13 protein-coding genes, 1 tRNA gene and 1 pseudogene are annotated in these 21,170 nt (G+C 43.0%); 10 read left to right on the forward strand and 5 right to left on the reverse strand.

Annotated elements, in window-relative coordinates:
• Positions 1 to 128: 128 nt before the first annotated feature.
• From kaiC to QUB25_RS01890, 5 genes are all read left to right on the forward strand, one after another.
• The gene (kaiC, locus tag QUB25_RS01870; protein ID WP_333034672.1) at positions 129 to 1,691 is read left to right on the forward strand and encodes a circadian clock protein KaiC; all 1,563 of its coding nucleotides are present in this window, start codon (positions 129 to 131) and stop codon (positions 1,689 to 1,691) included.
• 412 nt (positions 1,692 to 2,103) lie between these two features.
• A complete protein-coding gene (locus QUB25_RS01875) occupies positions 2,104 to 2,271 on the forward strand; it encodes a hypothetical protein (protein ID WP_333034675.1) in 168 nt (55 codons plus the stop codon).
• A 78-nt stretch (positions 2,272 to 2,349) separates the two neighbouring features.
• A complete protein-coding gene (locus QUB25_RS01880; protein WP_333062836.1) occupies positions 2,350 to 2,568 on the forward strand; it encodes an EAL domain-containing protein in 219 nt (72 codons plus the stop codon).
• Positions 2,569 to 2,786: 218 nt separating this feature from the next.
• Entirely contained in the window at positions 2,787 to 3,566 is a 780-nt protein-coding gene (locus QUB25_RS01885) for an alpha/beta hydrolase (protein WP_333181842.1), read from the forward strand.
• 5 nt (positions 3,567 to 3,571) lie between these two features.
• Positions 3,572 to 5,188: a diguanylate cyclase domain-containing protein gene (locus QUB25_RS01890; protein WP_333062821.1), complete on the forward strand. Its 1,617-nt coding sequence runs from the start codon at positions 3,572 to 3,574 to the stop codon at positions 5,186 to 5,188.
• A gap of 72 nt (positions 5,189 to 5,260) precedes the next feature.
• Here QUB25_RS01890 and QUB25_RS01895 read toward each other — a convergent pair.
• Positions 5,261 to 5,333, reverse strand: a tRNA-Arg gene (locus QUB25_RS01895).
• Positions 5,334 to 5,700: 367 nt separating this feature from the next.
• Here QUB25_RS01895 and QUB25_RS01900 point away from each other — a divergent pair.
• The 5 genes and pseudogenes from QUB25_RS01900 to QUB25_RS01920 all read left to right on the forward strand — a co-directional run bounded on the left by QUB25_RS01900 (position 5,701) and on the right by QUB25_RS01920 (position 14,270).
• Positions 5,701 to 8,571 carry a response regulator gene (locus QUB25_RS01900; RefSeq protein WP_333181843.1) on the forward strand — a complete coding sequence of 957 codons (2,871 nt, stop codon included), beginning with the start codon at positions 5,701 to 5,703 and terminating at the stop codon, positions 8,569 to 8,571.
• Positions 8,564 to 10,000, forward strand: a complete 1,437-nt coding sequence (locus QUB25_RS01905) for a response regulator (RefSeq protein ID WP_333181844.1) — start codon at positions 8,564 to 8,566, stop codon at positions 9,998 to 10,000. Before QUB25_RS01900 ends, QUB25_RS01905 begins: the two co-directional genes overlap by 8 nt.
• A 127-nt stretch (positions 10,001 to 10,127) precedes the next feature.
• Positions 10,128 to 10,523 (forward strand): response regulator, encoded by a 396-nt coding sequence (locus QUB25_RS01910; protein ID WP_333181845.1) that lies wholly within the window; start codon positions 10,128 to 10,130, stop codon positions 10,521 to 10,523.
• Complete coding sequence (locus QUB25_RS01915) at positions 10,520 to 13,147, forward strand: PAS domain S-box protein (protein ID WP_333181846.1); 2,628 nt, start codon at positions 10,520 to 10,522, stop codon at positions 13,145 to 13,147. Before QUB25_RS01910 ends, QUB25_RS01915 begins: the two co-directional genes overlap by 4 nt.
• A gap of 57 nt (positions 13,148 to 13,204) precedes the next feature.
• A pseudogene (locus QUB25_RS01920) lies at positions 13,205 to 14,270 on the forward strand (ISKra4 family transposase).
• Between the two features lie 146 nt (positions 14,271 to 14,416).
• On the opposite strand, the gene QUB25_RS01925 reads toward QUB25_RS01920, so the two are convergent.
• From QUB25_RS01925 to QUB25_RS01940, 4 genes are all read right to left on the reverse strand, one after another.
• On the reverse strand, positions 14,417 to 15,505 hold the full coding sequence (locus QUB25_RS01925) for a response regulator (protein WP_333181847.1): 1,089 nt from the start codon (positions 15,503 to 15,505) through the stop codon (positions 14,417 to 14,419).
• Positions 15,506 to 15,629: 124 nt separating this feature from the next.
• Positions 15,630 to 17,132 (reverse strand): ATP-binding protein, encoded by a 1,503-nt coding sequence (locus tag QUB25_RS01930; RefSeq protein ID WP_333181848.1) that lies wholly within the window; start codon positions 17,130 to 17,132, stop codon positions 15,630 to 15,632.
• A gap of 552 nt (positions 17,133 to 17,684) precedes the next feature.
• Positions 17,685 to 18,131, reverse strand: a complete 447-nt coding sequence (locus QUB25_RS01935; protein ID WP_333034689.1) for a response regulator — start codon at positions 18,129 to 18,131, stop codon at positions 17,685 to 17,687.
• 48 nt (positions 18,132 to 18,179) lie between these two features.
• Positions 18,180 to 20,978, reverse strand: coding sequence for a PAS domain-containing sensor histidine kinase (locus QUB25_RS01940; RefSeq protein WP_445251923.1), 2,799 nt, complete (start codon positions 20,976 to 20,978; stop codon positions 18,180 to 18,182).
• Positions 20,979 to 21,170 lie beyond the last annotated feature (192 nt).

A 21,170-nucleotide genomic window follows, 5' to 3' on the forward strand; every position in this document is an offset into this window, starting at 1 on the left:
TCATTAGTCAGCAGTCAGCAGTCATTAGTTATTGAGCAAGAGCCAAAACTAAAAGCTGGGTACAAAGACTCATGATCGGCGGTTAATGAGTGACAACTAAAGAATACTGAGAGTTGACAAAAATCGACATGAATGAAATTAGTCAAACGGTTCAACGAAAAGGATTGGTAACGCCAGGAGTTGAAAAAATTCGCACGATGATTGAGGGTTTCGATGACATCAGTCACGGCGGAATGCCACTCGGCAGAACCACCCTAGTCAGCGGCACATCAGGAACGGGAAAAACTTTATTTGCTGTACAATTTCTCTATAATGGAATTACCCATTTTGACGAAGCTGGAGTGTTCGTAACTTTTGAAGAATCTCCGACAGATATTATTAAAAATGCTTGCAGTTTCGGTTGGGATTTGGCACAGTTAATCGAGGAAGGCAAGCTATTTATTTTGGACGCTTCCCCCGACCCGGAAGGTCAAGATATCGTAGGAAATTTTGATTTATCAGCCTTAATTGAGCGAATTCAGTACGCCATTCGCAAGTACAAAGCCAAGCGGGTTTCAATAGATTCTGTTACCGCCGTATTTCAGCAGTACGATGCAGCATCGGTGGTGCGCCGAGAAATTTTTCGCTTAGTTGCGCGCCTCAAACAAGTAGGAGCAACTACAGTTATGACGACGGAACGGGTGGAAGAATACGGCCCGGTAGCGCGGTTTGGAGTGGAAGAGTTTGTGTCGGATAATGTAGTGATTGTTCGCAACGTTTTGGAAGGGGAACGCCGCCGCCGCACAATGGAAATTTTGAAGTTGCGCGGTACAACTCACATGAAGGGCGAATATCCTTTCACTATGACTAATGACGGAATTAATATTTTCCCATTGGGGGCGATGCGATTAACTCAAAAATCTTCAAACGTGCGGGTTTCTTCGGGCGATAAAACTCTCGACGAGATGTGCGGTGGCGGTTTTTTCAAAGACTCGATTATTTTGGCTACGGGTGCAACGGGAACAGGCAAAACGCTATTGGTGAGCAAGTTCTTGCAGAATGCTTGTATGAACGGCAATCGGGCGCTGCTGTTTGCCTATGAAGAGTCGCGTGCTCAGTTGTTCCGCAATGCTTATTCTTGGGGCATTGATTTTGAGGAAATGGAAGAGAAAGGACTGCTAAAGCTGCTGTGTACTTACCCGGAATCGGCAGGTTTGGAAGACCACTTGCAGACTATTAAATCAGAAATTGCTGAGTTCAAACCTTCTCGAATTGCTATAGACTCGCTGTCGGCCTTAGCTAGGGGTGTCAGCAATAATGCTTTCAGGCAATTTGTGATTGGAGTGACAGGTTTTGCGAAGCAGGAAGAAATAACCGGCTTTTTCACGAATACAAGCGACCAGTTTATGGGTTCTCATTCGATTACGGACTCTCATATTTCTACGATTACTGACACGATTATCATGTTGCAGTATGTAGAGATTCGAGGAGAAATGTCGCGGGCAATTAATGTGTTTAAGATGCGGGGGTCGTGGCACGACAAAGGAATTAGAGAATACACAATTACTGAAAGAGGGCCACAAATTAAAGATTCGTTCAGTGGTTACGAACGGATTATCAGCGGTTCTCCTAGTCGGATTACAATTAATGAGAAGAGTGAGCTATCGCGGATTCTCCAGGGTGTGCAAGGTCAAGACGATGAGGATATTTGAGAGTTAGCAGTAATTCGTCGTTATTAAAAATAGGTTGGGTTGAGCTAGGAAACCCAACTTTTTTAATTTGAGGAGTTTGTGAACACTATAGAAACCGCGACAATGTTTTGCAAGTTCTTAATTGCTGAAATAGGAGCTTTTATTGCCTATCGAACCCAATACCTATAGTTTTTACACAGCAACAACAATACCTTGGGCAAAATCCAATACCCTGGCGATCGCAAATCTCTTGAATTGCCCTTGGAAGGCGAATGCTGGCTGTATGATCAACCTCAGCTCGATTGGCAAACATGTAGCCTTGCTGGTGTTAAAGTTATAGTAGGAGGGCATTCTCCTGAACGAGCTTGGGTTCATGGCCATCGATATATTCCCATCGCCGAAAAAACTGGATTGATTTTGCCCGAAGAGCAAATTGATTTTAGAGCAAGCTTGCGGGCAATATCAGCAGTGCCTAGCAGCAGGACTAATTCTTCCTAATATCGCGGTGAATTTGTCGGCACGTCAACTCAGCCAACCGACTTTAGTCGCTAAGAGCGATCGCATTGTTGAGCGCACCGATATGAAGCCAAAATATCTATAGCTAGAGATTACGGGAACGGCAATGATGCTTAATGTTGACATTAGCTACAATCTTTTGAGCCAATGATCGGAGCATGGTATTGGGATTTATGTCGATGATTTTGGGACGGGGTATGCTGCTTTTAACAACCTGAAAAATTTTCCGGTGAAGTCGCTTAAAATTGCTCGCTCATTTGTCCGCGATTTAGCCAGCGATCTGAGCGATCGCGGAATTGCCAAAGCCATAGTTGCAATCCCAGATGGCTTAAATCTGAGCATAATTGCCGCAGGAATGGAAACCCCAGCGAAATGGGAATAGTTACAAGCGAGCGCCTAGGAAATCGGGCAGCGTTATATGTTGAGGAAGCCTGCCATTGCTGAGTCTGCTATTCATTTAATCCGACATCCTTAATTGTTGTCTACCACTATGTGGGATCATCAATCCTCCCTCATGAAAGCGCGCAAAAGTCTTATAATTAATTTAATGCTCGTGTAGCTCAAATGACTAAAAATATTTTCTTACGGAATAATATAAAAGTGTTTGGACAAGGCACCCAGACGATGATGTTTGCTCATGGATTTGGGTGCGATCAAAATATGTGGCGTTTCGTAACACGGGCCTTCGAGAAGGATTACAAAATTATCCTATTTGATTATGTAGGTTCGGGACAGTCTGATATTAGTGCCTACAGTTATGAACGGTACAGCGACCTCAATGGCTATGTTCAGGATGTCCTCGATATCTGTGAAGAATTGGCCTTGACTGATGTGATTTTTGTCGGTCATTCTGTCAGCAGTATGATCGGCCTTCTGTCCTCCATTCAAACTCCTAATTACTTTAATCGCCTGATTTTCGTAGGGCCTTCACCTTGCTACATCAATGATTTACCAAATTATTACGGAGGGTTTGAGCGCAAAGATATTGAGGATCTCCTCGATATCATGGAGAAAAATTACATTGGTTGGGCAAGCTTTCTGGCGCCAATGGTGATGCAGAATCAGGAGCGTCCTGAGTTAAGTGAGGAACTTGAGACAAGTTTTTGCTCTACCGATCCGGTGGTTGCAAGTCGCTTTGCCGAGGTAACTTTTTACTCTGACAATCGCAGTGATTTACCCAAGGTATCAGTACCTTCACTGATATTACAATGCGCTGATGACGTGATTGCTCCCACCGAGGTAGGGGATTACCTCCACCGCCACCTACCTAAAAGTACGCTACGGCTGATGAAAGCTACGGGACATTGCCCGCACCTGAGTCATCCACAAGAGACGATCGAGATGATTAAGGAGTATTTGAGTGTACCTCATACTACCTGATTTGTATGGCAAACATGACCTACCAGATAGACGAGCTACTCAACACGTCACCCTGTGGATTCCTCTCGTTTGCTGACGATGGTACGATCGTAATGGTCAACGCCACATTACTGCAATTACTCGGATACGAAACCGATGAACTGCGGCAACGGAAAATGGATTCCATTCTGCCAATGGCCAGCCGGATTTTTTTTCAAACCCATTTTTTTCCGCTGTTGAAGCTCGACGGTAAAGTAGAGGAAATTTACTTCTCATTAAGGTCAAAGCAGGGCAGTGATATACCCATGCTGATCAACGCTGTGCGTCGGAATCAGGGAGGAAACTTTGTCAACGATTGCATCTTGATCTGTATCCGCCAGCGTATCCTATACGAAGGTGAAATTATTAAAGCCAAAAAAGCAGCAGAGGCAGCTATTCTGGCCCAAAAACAAGCAGAAATCGCTCTGCGGAAACAGTACGACAAGGCGATATTACTTCAAGAAATTACTCAACACATCCGTCAATCTCTTGATTTGTCTACAATTTTTGAGATTGCTTCCCAGGACATTCGCCTGTTCCTTGATGCCGAGCGCGTCGGCATATTTAAGTTCGATCCTGACAGTAATTTTGGATATGGTGAGTTTGTCTCAGAATCCGTAGGCGAAGGATGTAAATTGGTAAGCAAAAATCAATTTAACGACCAGTGTGGTGGTGAACAATATCCTGATTCATATCAAGAATGGAGAATGCAGGTAGTTGAAAATATCAATAATATTGACCTTCAACACTGTTACCGCGCTCTTTGGAAACAATTTCCGGTTCGGGCTAATTTAGTTGCGCCGTTGCTCAATGGACAAGATTTGTGGGGGTTGTTATGTATTCATCAATGTTCTGCTCCTCGGCAATGGGAAGAATTTGAAGTTGACCTTGTTAAACAGATTGCTAATCAGTTAGCGATCGCCATTAAACAAGCGGATATTTTTCATAAGTTGCAGAAGGAATTGGCAGAAAGGCAGCAGGCCCAAGCGCGGATGAGAGAAATTAATCAACAACTGGCACTCTCTAACGAAGAACTAGCCCGCGCTACTCACCTCTTAGAACAAGTGGTAAATATTGATGGGTTGACTCAAATTGCTAATCGCCGCTGTTTTAATGACCGCTTAGAGCATGAATGGCAGCGGCTATACCGGGAACAAAAACCTATTTCTCTTTTGTTGTTTGATGTGGATTATTTCAAACGTTATAATGATTGCTACGGTCATCAAATGGGGGATAGTTGTCTGTTCAAACTTGCTCAGACGGTGCAAGAGGTGGTGTACCGTCCGGCGGATTTAGTGGCGCGTTACGGCGGAGAAGAATTTGGCATCATTTTGCCTAATACAGATATTGAAGGAGCGAGTTCGGTGGCCCAACGGATTCACGCTGCTATTCAAGCTTTACATATTCCTCACAAAACCTCTGATGTGAGCGATGTAGTTACTATTAGTATGGGTATCGCCAACTTGATTCCGATTTCGGAACTATCATCGGCTGACTTGATTGCGCTCGCCGATCGTTCACTCTACCGTGCCAAGCAGCAGGGGCGCAATCAGTCCGCGACCTGCGACTACAGTGGAGATTCGATTTTTGACACTGACGCTTAAATCACAATAATTGAGACCGAGGACAAAAATTTGTCCCCCGTCTCTCAAAATCAGTCATTTGATAAATTTAAATGAGCACGGAGGGATTTGAACCCCCGACCCTCAGGACCGGAACCTGATGCTCTATCCACTGAGCTACGTGCCCTCGACTGTTTACAGTATAACACGTCTTGCGGAAAATGGCGAGTGCCGATCGCAAATTTCCTGGCCTGCCTCCAAACCGCTTGACCCATGCGGGTTAAACTCGCCCGCGCGATGATCAAATATCAGGCTGTTCTCAAAGCCAGAGACTGCAACTTTTACCTAAATGGTAACAATAATACGACAAGGGGTAAAATAATAGACTTTAATCGAGCAAACATTAGGTTCACATTCGATCGGGGTCGAGCATATACCACAGCTAAAATAACCCGCATCAATTCCCCCTAGCTAATCGGCAGTAAATGGTGCTGCCGTTAAGACAGGTTGTGCAAATACGGTTCTAGACTAAGTTCACCAAACCTCTCAATCTTATGGTTTCTAAAATTTTAGACAAATTACCGCTGCGAACTGTTCTCATAGTTCCATTTGTACTGCAAATCGTGGGAGCCGTGGGACTCGTAGGATATCTGTCTTTTAGAAACGGACAAAAAGCAGTTAATAACCTTGCCAGTCAGTTAATGAGCGAGGTCACTTTGCGTGTCGAGCAAAACCTGCAAGTTTACCTGACAACTCCCCATCAAATCAATCAAACCAAGCTGGATGCTGTCAAACTCGGGTTGTTAAATATGGAAAACTTATCAGCTTGGGAGAAATATCTTTGGCGGCAAGTACAATTATATCCCTATATCAATTTTACCTCGGTTGGCAACAATAGGGGAGATTATAGATCCGGTGAACAACTGTCTAACGGCTCCCGAACGATGAATGTGATAGAAAAATCTACTGGGTTAAATTTTAATTCTTACAATACGAACGCTCTCGGCGATCGCACTACAGTTACCACCCTTGTCAAAAACTATGATAATCGGCAACATCCTGCGTACCAAAAAGCCGTAAAAGTCCGCAAAGCTACTTGGAGTTCGGTTTTTGTTTCGTTACTAGAACCGACATTACTGATCAGCGCTATCCAACCCGTATACAGCGACAAAAATCAGCTAGAAGGAGTCTTATTTACTGCCTTGCGTCTCGACCATCTTGGGAGATTTCTCAACAATCTCAAAGTTGGCAAATCCGGTCAAACATTTATTATAGATCGCCAAGGTACTTTGTTAGCAACTTCCACAACAGAAAAACCGTTTCGCACTAAAGGTAATGACAGACAATTGTTTAAAGTAGAAGAAAGCAGCAACCCTTTTACTCAAGCGACCGCTAAACATTTGAATGCAAAATTTAAAAAATTAGACCAAATTAAAAAATCCGAGTTATTGAGCTTTGAAATAGATGACAAGCGACAATTTTTAAAAGTCTTGCCATTCCAAGACGGCAAAGGTTTAGACTGGGTAATTGTGGTAGTTGTTCCCGAAGCAGATTTCACCAAAGAAATCGATGCCAATACCCGCACAGCGGTTTTGCTTTGTTTCGCAGCTTTAGGAGTAGCTGTGGTGATTGGCATTCTGACTTCTCAGTGGGTGACAAATCCTATTTTGAGCTTAAATACAGCAGCAAAAAATATTGCTAAAGGTGAATGGGATAAAACAGTAGAAAGCGAACGCTCAGACGAATTGGGGGAATTAGCCAAGTCATTTAATAGCATGGCTCAACAACTGCAACAATCTTTTGAAACTTTAGAACAGCGAGTGCAAGAGCGGACAGCCGAATTGGCTGTAGCTAAAGACAAAGCGGAAGTAGCGAACCAAGCTAAAAGTACCTTTCTTGCTAATATGAGCCACGAATTGCGATCGCCTCTCAATGCAATTCTCGGCTTTTCCCAACTGATGACTCGCAGTCAAACTCTATCCCCAGAACATCAAGAAAACATTAGCATAATTAGCAGCAGCGGAGAACACTTGCTCACCCTGATTAATAACGTGCTGGATTTATCTAAAATTGAATCGGGGCGCACCACCCTCAATCCCCATAAAATAGACCTCTATCGCCTGCTCAATGACTTGGAAGATATGTTTCAACTCAAAGCAGATGACAAGCACTTGCAGTTGGTTTTTGACCGCAGTCCCGACGTGCCACAATACATAGAAGCTGACGAGTTAAAGTTGCGGCAAATCTTAATTAATCTGCTCAATAACTCTCTTAAGTTTACCCATGAGGGCGGTGTAGCGGTCAGAGTTAGCAAGCAGTTATTAGTAGGCATAAATCAGCAGGACACAGGGGGAAAAGTTGATAATTCTGAAACATCAAAAAATACAGAAATTACCCCAAGTAAGGGTCTTAAGATATCTCAAGTTAGTCAGTCGGAAAATCCGATTTTTGTTGCCCAAAATGACGAGGCAGCTTCTACCTCTTCCTTCTTCCTTCATTTTGAAGTCGAGGATACTGGTTCGGGTATTGCTACCAATGAATTAGACGATCTTTTTGAACCTTTCGTGCAAACCAAGACTGGCAAAGATTCGCAAGAAGGTACAGGCTTGGGATTGCCAATCAGTTGCAAATTTGTGGAATTAATGGGCGGCCAAATGAGCGTCTGTTCTGCTGTGGGCAAGGGAACTAATTTTAAGTTTGACATTCAAGTTATGGCGGTCGCTGCGGCTGATATTGAAAGCCCAAAACCGACCCGCAATGTTATTGCCCTGGAACCCAACCAACACACCTATCGAATTTTGATAGTAGACGATAAACCGCTCAACCGCCAACTGTTAATTAAAATCCTCTCTCCTCTGGGTTTTGAACTGAAAGAAGCTACTAACGGTCAAGAAGCTATTGAGATTTGGGACAGTTGGGAACCGGATTTAATTTGGATGGACATGAGAATGCCCGTGATGGACGGCTACGAAGCGACGCAATATATTAAAAGCACTATTAAAGGTCAAGCTACTGCGATTATTGCGCTGACTGCGAGCGTTTTGGAGGAAGAACGGGCAGTTATCTTGTCGGCGGGTTGCGATGCTTTTATGAGGAAGCCTTTCCGGGAAGCAGATATTTTTGATGCTATGCACAAACTTATCGGAGTGCGCTATATTTATGAAGATCCGGGTGAAGCTAATTTATTGGCAATCAAAGAGGGCGATCGCGCTATGAGTGCGGCTGATTTCGTAAAATTGCCTGATTCACTGCTAGCTGATTTAAAGCTAGCGATACTGAATGCAGATATGGATTTAATTGATAGCTCGATCGAGGAAATTCGATTAAAGGATGCAGTAACGGCTGGTGCGATCGCAAATTGTATAGAAAATTTTGAGTACGACAAACTTTTAAATTTAATCTCTGAAGCAATATCACATGAATAATGGCATTCCTAGCACCGCTCGCGGTAATATTTTAGTAGTTGACGACACCCCAGCTAATTTGCGGCTGCTAGCCGGAATTTTGAATGGCAAGGGCTATAAAGTCCGCCCCGTACCTAGCGGCGAGTTAGCGCTTTCGGCGGCAAAAGGTATGCCGCCCGATTTGATTTTGCTGGATATTATGATGCCGGAAATGAATGGGTATGAAGTTTGCGAACAAATCAAAGCTGATGAACGAACGTGCGACATCCCGGTGATTTTTATTAGCGCAATTAATGACGTACTTGATAAGGTCAAAGCCTTTGCTGTGGGCGGGGTAGATTATATTACAAAGCCCTTTCAGGTGGAAGAGGTTCTAGTGAGGGTAGAAACCCATTTAGCAATGTGCCAGTTGCGAAAAAAACTCCAACAGAAAAACAATGAACTTACAGTTACTTTAGACCAACTGCAAGCTACTCAGAATCAATTAGTGCAATCAGAAAAACTGGCGGCATTAGGGCAACTGATTGCGGGCATTGCTCACGAAATTAATACGCCCTTGGGGGCGATTAGATCGTCTATTGGAAATATTACCAGCTTTTTGGATAACAATCTCGAAAGTTTGCCAGCTTTTTTTAAAGAACTATCAACCGAACGCCAGCAGGATTTCGTGAGTTTGATGTACAGTTCCAGCAAACAAACTTACTCTTTATCTACGCGAGAAAAACGGGGATTGAAAAAAGGCGTGAAGCAGCAACTAGAGTCGGAAGGGATTGACAATGCTGACAGCCTTGCTAGCATTTTAGTCAATATCGGATTGCAGGAAAATGTGCAAGAATTTTTGCCGTTGCTCAAAGACCCTGACAGCGAAAATATTATAAAAACGGCCTACGACTTTGCTAGCATTCACAGAAGCGCCCGAACCATCGCTACCGCTACTGAACGGGCCGCAAAAGTCGTGTTTGCCCTGAAAAATTATGCGCGTTATGACGTAAAGGGGGAAAAAATACAGGTTAATATTACCGATGGGATTGAAACTGTATTAACTCTTTATCAGAACCAGGTCAAGCAGGGTGTGGAAGTCGTCAGAAACTATCAAGCTCAATTGCCGGCGGTACTGTGTTATCCCGACGAGCTCAATCAAGTTTGGACAAATTTAATTCACAATGCCTTACAAGCGATGGACAATCAAGGAACTTTAACAATTGACGCGGTACAGCAAGATACCACCGTCCAGGTAAAAATTACTGACAGCGGTAAGGGGATTCAACCGGAGATTATTCCGAAAATTTTTGAGCCGTTTTTTACTACCAAACCTGCGGGAGAAGGCAGCGGGTTGGGATTGGATATTGTCAAAAAAATAATTGAAAAACATCAGGGTAAAATTGATGTGGAGTCGGTGCCCGGTAAAACTGCATTTACAGTGTCTTTGCCGATTAATTTAACAGAGTAGGTAAAGCGCCCCAGAGTGAAGTCGGGGGGTAAAAATTTGCAGTCTACCCGCGCGGAATGTAGAAGTTGGAAAACGGTGTGCTTACCCATCGGGGTTCACCCTCCCAAACTAAAGAAGGAAACTAGCGATGTTTAAACCAGCAATTTTGTGTGTTGACGATGAAGTAGCGGTGTTGGAAAGTCTGGAAATTGAACTGCAACAGGCATTTAACGGTAAATATCTTTGCGAATTTGCTGAAAGTGCTGCAGAAGCCCTGGAGATTATTGAAGAGCTATATGAAGCAGAGGTTAAGATTCTAGTGATTGTCTCTGATTGGTTGATGCCTGGAATAAAAGGAGATGAGTTGCTAATTAAAATCCATCAAAAATATCCGAAAATTGTGAAAGTGATGCTGACGGGACAAGCAGACAAAGAAGCAATCGAACGAGCCAAAAATCAAGCCAATCTTCATGCTTTTATACAAAAACCTTGGCAAAGTCAAGAATTAATTCAAGCGATTAAGTCGGGTCTAGCAAATTTATGAAAAAACCAGTCATTATTTGTGTCGATGATGAGCAGACTATACTCGATAGTCTGGAAATAGACCTGCTAAAAGCCTTTGAAGATAAATATTTAATTGAAACGGCCCAAAGCGGCGAAGAAGCTTTAGAGCTGCTGTCAGAACTTTTAGCAGAACACTATGAAGTTCCTGTGGTTATTTCGGATCATATCATGCCTAATATGAAAGGAGATAAACTCTTAAGAAAAGTTCATGGCCTCTCGCCGAACACTCTCAAGATTATGCTGACGGGGCAGGCTGATTTGGAGGCGGTAGCAAATGCTATTAACTATGCTAAATTGTACCGATACATACCTAAGCCTTGGCAAAGTGATGACTTAAAATTAACTGTGACTGAGGCAATATACAGATATTTTCAAGATAAACAATTAGCTGACAAACAAAGAGAACTTCAGGAGATGAATCAGGAGCTGGCAAAATTAAATCGCCAGCAAGCGATCCTGATTGCCCAACTCCACGAAAACGAAAGTCGGTTGACGCAATACCTGGAAGCTATGCCGTTAGGGGTGTGCGTGCTTGATGCTAACGGTCAATCTTTTTACGCAAATCAGAAGGCACGGGAGGTATTTGGCAAAGGCAGTGTGCCGCCTATTAATTCGGAGCAGAAAGCAGCAATTTATCAATTCTATAAAGCCGGAACTAATCAAAGATGCCCCGTGGAAGAATTGCCAATTATGCGGGCGCTTCGGGGCGAAAATGTGCGGACTGAGGGTGTAGAAATTCGGACTGGCGACACGATTATTCCTGTAGAGAGTTGGGCAACTCCAATTTATGATTCTACAGGCGACATTGCCTCTGCGATTATTGCTTTTAGTGACATAACTGAACGCAAGGAAGCTGAAGCGGCGCTAATTCAAGCTGAAGAGAAGTATCGCGGGATATTTGAAAATGCTCTAGAAGGTATTTTTCAGACGACGCCGGACGGACATTTTATCAGTGCGAATCCTGCTCTGGCGGAAATTTACGGCTACGATTCCGCGTCAGAATTGATAGAAAGTATTAATGATATTCAGCAGCAATTGTACGTGGAACCGAACCGCCGTCAAGAGTTTCTGGCGCTGCTGAAACAGCACGGTACTCTGTGTGACTTTGAGTCTCAGGTTTACTGTCGAGATGGCACGATTATCTGGATTTCTGAGTATGCGCGCACAGTTTATGATGCTAACGGTGAAGTGCTTTACTATCAGGGTTTTGCTAAGGATATTAGTTTGCAAAGACAGGTGGAAGTGGAACGAATCCGGTTTACTAATGATTTAGAAAAAGCTTTGGCAGCCGAAGAAAAGTTAAATGAGGCACTGTCAGAAAACGAAAGCCGATTGACTCAATTCCTGGAAGCGATGCCGGTGGGAATATTTGTTGTGGATGGTAATGGTAAACCTTTTTACATGAATTCTTGGGGCGAAAGGATACTAGCCCAAGGTTTAATTTTTGATGGGGATACTGACCCATTTCCTGAAGCTTATCATTTTTACGACGCTGGAACTAATCAATTGTACCCGAGGGATAGCCAACCGATTGTTCGAGCGTTGCGGGGAGAATTTGTGCGTATGGACGATCTAGAAATTCGTGGGTCGGATCGGATTGTGCCGATCGAGGTTTGGGCGACTCCAATCTACGACGAACGAAAAAACATAGTTTACGCGCTCGCAGCTTTTCAAGACATCACAGAGCGTCAAGAGGTAGAAACCGAGCGCCGCCAATTCACAGACGAGTTGGAAAAAGCTTTAGCAGCGGAAGAAAAATTAACAGATGCTTACGGGCGGTTTGTACCGCACGAATTTCTCCACTTTCTGGGATATGAAAGTATTCTGGAAGTCAAATTAGGCGATCAGATACAGAAAGAAATGTCGGTGCTGTTTTCAGATATCCGCGATTTCACTTCTCTTTCTGAAACAATGAATCCCAAAGAGAATTTTCAATTTATTAATGGTTATTTGTCGCGGATGGAACCGGCAATTACTGGGAATTTTGGTTTTATTGATAAATATATTGGCGATGCGATTATGGCGCTGTTTGATGGCAGTGCGGACGATGCTGTGAAAGCTGGAATTGCCATGCTAGAACAGCTTAACGAGTATAATATTAGTCGTAATCAGGTCGATTGCCCGCCGCTGCAAATTGGCATTGGAATTAATACGGGTTCTTTGATGTTAGGCACGGTGGGTGGCCAAAGCCGGATGGACAGCACGGTGATTAGCGATGCGGTAAACTTAGCCTCCCGCGTGGAAAGTTTGACGAAAGAGTATGGAGTTTCGATGTTAATTACTCACAATACTTTTATACAGTTGAACGATATTTATGATTTGAGGTTTATCGATCGCGTAACAGTTAAAGGCAAATCGCGAATGGTAACACTTTATGAAGTATTTGCGGCCGATCCGCCAGAGTTACGACAGAAAAAGTTAGAGACAAAGACAATCTTTGAGCAAGCTTTGGTACTCTACTATAGTGACAAGTGTGGCGAAGCTAAAAGATTGTTTTCGGCGTGCTTGGAAATCAACCCTAATGATAAGGTAGCTCAAATTTATATGCAGCGGTGTCTGAAAGGGGCGATCGCTCGGGTGCATCTCACTTTGGCAAATCTATAAAAAAATAGCTAAAATGAAGAAGCTAGTAAAACAGTAAAAAAGGATAAGGTAAATAAAATGACACCCGAAGATCGACAGCGCCTAAAAGCACACTTAAAAGAGGTAGCAGAAATTCTTTACAGAAATACAGATCCAACCGAGCTGTCAAATTTTGAAAGTATCGAAAAATCTTTACGTCAAAAAATATTAGCAGAAGTGGGCCCAGAACTAGGTAGCTTTTTTTTTCAACAGTATCAGGAATTAAAACAGGAAGAAGCCGAAAAATAAAATCCGTAGTCGGGTTGCTGAATATTACAGATAATCAGGCAGAATATTTTGGATTAAAATCCTCTACTCAACTCAGCCCCATAATGGAGAAGTGCGCTCTTTTAATGAGTGCCAATGAATCTTATGAAAGAGGAGAAAAAGATTTAGAAATTTTCACAGGAATCCCAGTTTCTCATAGTACATTACACAGATTAGTAAGCCGACAAGAATTTGAATTGCCTACATCTAAACAAGGTGTCCAAGAAATTACATTAGATGGAGGCAAAATCAGGCTACGTAACGAACAAAAAGACGAGCCGTGTTATTAGAAAGATTATAAAGCCCTCTGCTTAGATAATCTTTATTGTGGAGCATTTTTTCAAAACAATCAAGATTTAATTGATTGGAGTAATAGCCAAAAACTTCTGCATCCTATATATTGTATAGGAGATGGTCATCCCGGAATTTGGAACCTCTTTCAAGAAATTGGAGGGACTGAACAAAGACAAGAAATTTTAGATTGTTATCATCTGAAAGAAAATCTCGCTGACGCAGGAGGTTCAATAAAACGCTCAAAGCAAGCAGAAAGTCTGTTATGGTCAGGGAAGGTTAATGAAGTTATCAATTTATTTAAAAATCTGAAAAAAAATTATTTAAAACATTTTGTAATTATTTAGAAACTCATCGCAGCCGAATAGTTAACTATCAATATTATAAAGAAGAATCCCTAAGCTCAATCGGTTCGGGAATCATTGAATCAACGATTAAACGAATTGGACTAAGAGTGAAACTATCGGGGGCACAGTGGAATGTCGAGAATGTTTCCTCTATCCTTTCTCTTCGCTGTGCTTATCTTAATGGTCAACTTTCCACTTGATGTATTTGCAAAAGTGAGATGCACCCGATCGCTCCTCCATAATACAATTTTAAATTTTAGATTTTAGAATTGGGAATGACTTATTCCATAATGGTTGGGATTTTGCCTACAGTTGTATTCTTTTTGGAAACTGGTATAATCATTGTTTAGACAGGCAGAGAAACGCAAACTATTGTTTCTTGCTGCGGTAAACTTTCTATTTTAAATTCTCCTCCGTGCAATTCTACAAGGCGTTGAACAATAGCCAGGCCTAATCCCAAACCTGCTTGTTGGTAAAGTTTGCGATCGAACTGCCTGTAAGCTTCTAGCTGTGCAATCTGATCGGTAGTCATGCCGCGGCCTTTGTCTTTGACACACAGAATAAAAGTCTGATTTTCCACGGAAGTGCTTAATAAAACCGGCGTTCCTTCTAATGAAAATTTGAAGGCATTGTCCAATAATTCTTCAACAATTTTTGCGAGTCTGACAGAATCCATAGCTACCGACGAATCTTGCAAGTTTAATTGTAAATCGTCGGTTCTATTCGCGTGTTTTGCTTGCTGCCGCGCTTTTTGACTCAGCAAAGATTTTACACAGCTAAATTCGCTGTTTCGCATCTCCTTTAGCAGTTCGGGATTTGTGGCTGCTATCTCCAGTTCTGCATACAGCAAAAAGTTCTGAATCAGTCGATACAAGCGATGACCAGAAGTTTGGATTTGACCGATCATCTCTAAGATATCTGATTCCTCTAAGACCTGATATTCTGACAGAATCAGCTCAGAAAAGCCCAAAATTGCATTCAAAGGAGTCCGCAATTCGTGGGGCAGCGACATACTAATATTAGTGCGTAATTCGTCTAGCGTCTTTTGAGATTGTCGGCTAATTGTTTTTTGTTTCTCAAGTCTAATAGCAATGGCATTTAGCAGTTCTTGCGGCGTACACGGCTTAGTAATGTAATCGTCAGCTCCCAGTTCCATGCCCGTGCGAACGTCAACTTTATCGGCTTTGGCTGTGAGGAAAATAAACGGAATTGTGGCAGTCAAGGGTTCGGAGCGCAAAGCTTTGATAACGCCGTGACCGTCCACTTCCGGCATCATCATGTCGCACAAAATTAAATCCGGGATTTGTTCGATCGCCAATTTGATGCCGATTTTGCCGTTAATTGCTCCTATTCCTTCAAAATTCTCGGCTTCTAGCAACTCTAAAATATTCTCTCTAATCGCTTCTTCGTCTTCTATTACCAAAATCTTAGCCACGGTGATAGCTCCTTTTAGTCAGTAGTTTGTTGGAAAATTATGGGTTCCTAAACTTAATAAGTTTGTTTGTTTGGCGCTTAATTAATCGTTAAATAGCGGATATGTATAGGTGATAATTCAGTTGTTATTGACTGGGAGGGCAAATTAGAGGCAAGGTAATAGTGAAAGTTGTGCCTTTTCCTTCTTGACTATCGATCGCAAGTTGGCCGCCGTGAAGTTCCACAGCCCTCTTCACAATTGCTAAACCGAGACCAGTTCCCGAAATAGTGCCGACATTTGGAGCTCGGTAAAAAGTTTCTAATATCCGCTCTCGATCGGCTTGGGGAATGCCGATGCCCTGGTCTTGAACTTGGAAAACAGCTTCTTTGTTTTGACAGTTGAGGTGCAAGGAAACTGTACTGCCGACGGGGGAATATTTGATGGCATTTGAGAGGACATTTCCCAAGATTTGCTGCAGCAGTTTTTCATCCATTTGAGCCTCGCAGTTGTCACCTTCATATTGAAAGGCGATCGGGTGTTGGTTGCTGTCGTTGAGCTGCTGCTCTTCTACCAGTTGACGGCAAAATTTTTCAAGGTTTAAGGAAACCGGTTGAAACTGCAAGGTATTGGCTTCGATTTTGCCAATTACGAGGATATCTTCTAATAACTCTGTCATGCGTTTAATTGCTAATTGAATCCGCACAAAATGAGTAGATTTTTTATCTTGGGGCCACTGAGAACTGTAATCTTGCAGCAATCCAGCGGAAAATTGGATGGTTGTCAAAGGTGTGCGAAACTCGTGGGAAACCATTGTGACAAATTTAGCTCGCAGTTGTGAAAGTTCCTTTTCTCGTGCGAGGGCTTTGAGAATTTCCGCTTCGGCTCGTTTGCGATCGCTAATGTCACGGGCTTCCGCAATCAGCAGCAAAACTTGTCCTGTTTCATTTTTAACAGGTTTCAGTGAGAAATCAACTGTCATAATCTGGCCACTTTTGCCTAACAAGTCGATTTCGCTGCGGAAAAACTCGCCACGACTTGCTTTGCCGATCGCGCATTGCAATTGTTCGGAAACCTGTGGCGACTGAGCCCAAATCGCCATTTCCCAAATCGGGCGGCCCACAATACCCTCCGATCGCAATCCGGCAAAATCGAGGGCTGTCTCGTTCACTTCCAGCACAATTCCTTCGGGAGTCAGCAGCTTGGTTAGCTGAAAAGATGAGTCAAAAATCGCCCGAAAGCGGCGCTCGCTTTCCCGCAGCATTTGAAAGGTTTGAGAGCGTTCGATCGCATAGCGGATCGTCCGCACTAATAATTGAGTAGTAATTTGACCTTTAACAATATAGTCTTGAGCTCCCAAGCGAACTGATTCTAGGGCGATCGCCTCATCATCCAAGCCCGTCATTACCACCATTGGCACATCAGGAGCAACTTCTCGCAGGCGAGTTAGCGTTTCCAAACCGCGGCTGTCGGGCAAAGAAAGGTCGAGCAAAACTACATCAAAGGGTTGTTTGCACAGTTGTGCGATCGCCTCATGGAGGAACTCAACAGACACCAGTTCCCACTCGACGCCCACAGATACTTCTAACAGTTCTGCAAGTAAATCAGCATCAGCAGGATTGTCTTCTACTAACAGAATCTTAATCCACATAGCTTAGACGTTTTTGACTGTAAACTTTTTACTCTACCAATCTTAGGTTAAACTTTTTTGCTTTCCCTTGCCATTTTCAACTTGAAAATTATTATTTGGGAACTGTCACCACCACCAGCCACCAATCCTCAATCCATCTCACCAGCTTAGCGACTTGACTAAAATCAATAGGTTGAGTGATGTAGCACCGGGCTTACAGGTAATAAAACTTGAGCATCTCTTCATCTGCTGCTGAGGTTGTCATAATTACCACCAGAATCATTTTTAACTTGACTGCTGAATTAATTTATATCAATATTTACCAACCATTTTTTTGAGACAAAATCAAGTCACACAGAATTAAATCGGGACAGGCACACGAACTGAAAAGCCTTATTTTTTCACTAAATTTATTGCGGATACCATATTTTCTACTCTTAGGCAAATTGTTAAAAATTTGCGGGTTGCCAGCTTTTCTCAACCCCATTCAGCCTCGCGGAGCAAATCATCCACCAGCCGAATTTCCATAGGTTAAAAAATTTTAGAGGACTCATAAGCAAAGCATCTGTTCGTTTAATTTAGAGGAAGTTTGACGACGGCCAGCCAGAATTCCTCAATTAACCTGACTACTTTCGTAAATTCAACGAAGTCTACCGGTTTTGTTATGTAACAGTTGGCGTGGAGGGAGTATGACTTAAAAATATCTTCGGGCGCTGCTGAAGTGCTGAGAATTACTACAGGAATTAATTTTAACTTTGGATCAGTTTTAATTTCTTCTAGCACTTCAATACCGCTTTTTTTCGGCAGATGCAAATCGAGCAAAATCAAATCGGGACGAGGTACCCTGAGATAGGGTTCTTTTTGGCGCAAAAACTTGATTGCTTCGACTCCATCCTCCACAAAATGCAAGTTATTCAATATTTTACCCTGACTGAGGACTTCTATTGCCAAATCGGCATCGCTGGGAGAATCCTCAATCAGCAGAATCTCTATAGGTCTAACAGTGCTTCGATCGCTCATAACCGGCGTATCCTTTAAAGTATAAAAACAAAATTGAACTTTGAGGCTTCAGGTACTAATTATAGGAATAGTGAAGTAAAAATTCGCTCCTTTTCCCTCCTGAGATTCCACCCATATCCGACCGCCGTGGCGTTCAACAATGCGCTTGCACATCGCCAAACCTATACCAGTACCGGAATATTGGCGGCGGGAGTGCAGGCGCGCAAAAATGATAAAAATGCGATCGGCATACTGCGGATCGATGCCAATTCCGTTATCGCGGACACTGAACACCCATTCACTCTCTTGCCTGCAGGCAGCGATATGAATCAACGGGATATCTTGGCGACAAAATTTGATGCTGTTGGCGAGCAAATTTTGGAATAATTGCACCAGTTGAAATTCATCTGCCATCACGGTTGGCATCGCGTTGCAGGTGATTACAGCTTTTGTTTCGGCGATCGCAATTTGCAAATTGCACATAGTTTGCTTAACCACAGCGTTGCAGTCCGCCTGCTCAAACTCCTGACCCCTCGTTCCCAGGCGCGAATACGCCAACAAATCGTTAATTAACTGCTGCATTCTGGTGGCGCCATCGACAATATAATGAATATACTTATCTGCGCGATCGTCCAAATTTCCTTGATAGCGCTGGGCCAGCAATTGAGTGTAACTGGTAACGGCTCGCAGCGGTTCTTGCAAATCGTGGGAAGCCACATAAGCAAATTGTTCTAATTCCTCGTTGGAACGCTTCAAATCTTCTGTAAGTTGCAGCATTTGCTGCTCTGCTTCTTTGCGGCCTGTAATGTTGTAAACCAAGGCGCAACAAGACAGCAGATTACCCTGAGAGTCCATGACGGGACTGGTAGACATATGAGTCCAAATATCTTTACCGTCCTTACTTTTGAATTTAAATTCGTGTTGTTCAGCAATACCTTGCTTGCGCCGATCGACATTATCAAGAGCTTGTGGTTTTTCCGGTTCGTCCATGAAATCAAAAAGCGACCGCCCGAACATTTCTAATTCACTATAGCCGAGCATCCGCGCCATTGCGTGGTTCACGTAAGTAGTGAGGCCATTTCTATCAATTACCCAAATACCTTCTTCTGCTAATTCAACTATTTGCCTGTACTTGAATTCGCTTTCTTGCAAAGCAGTTTCAGTTAGTTTTCGCTCAGTGATATCTTTCATAAAACAGTGGTGACCGTTAAATATCCCTTGTGCGTCGCAAGCTTTTACCATCGTTAATTGCTTGTAAAAAAACGAGCCATTTTTCCGAACGCCTCTAGCTTCAACTTCTACTTTGCCAGAAATTAGCATTTCCTGATAAGCTGATAGCATCATCTCAACATCGTCCGGATGTACGGTGAGCTGCCATTCCAGGCCAAGCATTTGTTCCGGTTCGTAACCGCATTTATAAGCGTAAGCTCGGTTAACCTTCACGTAGCGCCCCTCAATATCCAGCCGTGAAATGCCTTCCACCGCATTTTGCATGGCACTGGTTAGGTCGCGCAGCTCTTTTTCAGCTTGTTTGCGATCGCTAATATCCTGACCAATACCCAAAAAACCGTTAATATTTCCGTTACTATCAAATAAGGCAGTCACCGAAAGCAGTACCGGAAACCGCGAACCATCTTTGCGAATGTAAGTCCATTCATTTTCGTCAGCGATTTCCCGGCACGGCAAGGCAAATAATACTTGAATTCCCGGCTGTATTTTCACTCCCAATTCTTGAGAAAGAACTTCAGCTCTTTGAGCGAGCTCCAGAGGCTCGTGAATTATTGCTAGCGTGACTTTTCCGACCACTTCTTCTAGCGAATAACCTAAAAGTTGCTCGGCCGCCCGATTAAATGTTTTAATTGTACCGTCGGAATCTGTAGAAATAATTGTGTAGTTAGCGCTATTAAGAATTCCATTTTGCAGTTGCGTCAATTCCAACAAAGTGAGCGCAATTTTTTCGCGGTAGGCTATTTCTTTTTGCAATGTCTGGTTAGAAATTTCAATTTGAGCAGTGCGCTCAGCAACTCGATGCTCCAGAGTTTCATTGAGCCGTCGATTTTCCTCTTCTACCTGCTTGCGTTCTGTAATATCAGTAATAGTACACACATAACTTTTCACCTCCCCATTTTCTCCGATTTGACCGACAGCTTGACCGAATACCCAAATGATTTGAGTGTGATTAATGCCTTGGAAGCGGTACTCAGATTTAAACGGCAATTTCTCCTGCGTGGGGCTATACCATTCAGTAAAAACCCGATCGCGGTCGTCTGGATGAATGCCTTGCAACCACCCTTTGCCCAAAGCTTCATCGCAGGTAATTCCCGAAATTTGACACCAGCGCTCGTTGACATACAAGCAGTCTCCTTCAGCATCTGCATAAAATATTCCCACCGGCGAAGCTTCAGTTAAAGTTTGATAGCGAGCTTCCGTTTCTCGGCGCTCCATGATTTCTTTTTGCAGTATTAAATCGATCATCCCTAATTGAGTTGGACTGAGGAGAGTTAATGCTTGGGGAACTAAAGGAATTAATGCAAAAGCGGTGTAAGCAGAAATCGCGGCGGTAATAATTTTCAGACTGCCAGAAACCCAATAAACAGGATGCCAAAGCGTCCAAACTTCCATTATATGAGTAGTGCCGCAAGAGATAATAAAGGCTGCAAGCAGCCAAAAGATGTTACGGAAGGGCAAGTCTTTTCGCTGACCGATAAAATAAATTAGGGATAGCGGTATTGAATAGTAGGCCAGGGCAATTATAGAGTCTGACACTATGTGGAGCGCGACTAGCTCTCGCTGCCAAAGGTAACAGTAGCCTTGAGGAATGTAATTCCCGGTGAATAATAGGTGATTTAAAAATTTCCAAATCATCATAAATGGAATGGGTAATCGAGAATTGGTAATGGGTAATGGGTAATTGGTAAGCGGGAATTGGTAATTGGTAATTTAACCCAATGACTTATAACCTATCTCAAATTTTTGAAAGATACAGTCTTGAACGCACCGGGGGCTAAAAACCCGGTTTCTGGTTGGATGCCTCGTTGCCAAACCGAATATTGTCGTAGA

The organism is Microcoleus sp. B3-D7 (assembly GCF_036705305.1).
Lineage (GTDB): Bacteria > Cyanobacteriota > Cyanobacteriia > Cyanobacteriales > Microcoleaceae > Microcoleus.

Bases quoted from the DNA above. Each gene is read 5' to 3' on its own strand.
- kaiC (WP_333034672.1), top strand. From the start codon at position 129: ATGAATGAAATTAGTCAAACGGTTCAACGAAAAGGATTGGTAACGCCA.
- QUB25_RS01890 (WP_333062821.1), top strand. From the start codon at position 3,572: ATGGCAAACATGACCTACCAGATAGACGAGCTACTCAACACGTCACCC.
- QUB25_RS01900 (WP_333181843.1), top strand. From the start codon at position 5,701: ATGGTTTCTAAAATTTTAGACAAATTACCGCTGCGAACTGTTCTCATA.
- QUB25_RS01905 (WP_333181844.1), top strand. From the start codon at position 8,564: ATGAATAATGGCATTCCTAGCACCGCTCGCGGTAATATTTTAGTAGTT.
- QUB25_RS01910 (WP_333181845.1), top strand. From the start codon at position 10,128: ATGTTTAAACCAGCAATTTTGTGTGTTGACGATGAAGTAGCGGTGTTG.
- QUB25_RS01915 (WP_333181846.1), top strand. From the start codon at position 10,520: ATGAAAAAACCAGTCATTATTTGTGTCGATGATGAGCAGACTATACTC.
- QUB25_RS01930 (WP_333181848.1), bottom strand. From the start codon at position 17,132: ATGTGGATTAAGATTCTGTTAGTAGAAGACAATCCTGCTGATGCTGAT.
- QUB25_RS01935 (WP_333034689.1), bottom strand. From the start codon at position 18,131: ATGAGCGATCGAAGCACTGTTAGACCTATAGAGATTCTGCTGATTGAG.
- QUB25_RS01940 (WP_445251923.1), bottom strand. From the start codon at position 20,978: ATGATGATTTGGAAATTTTTAAATCACCTATTATTCACCGGGAATTAC.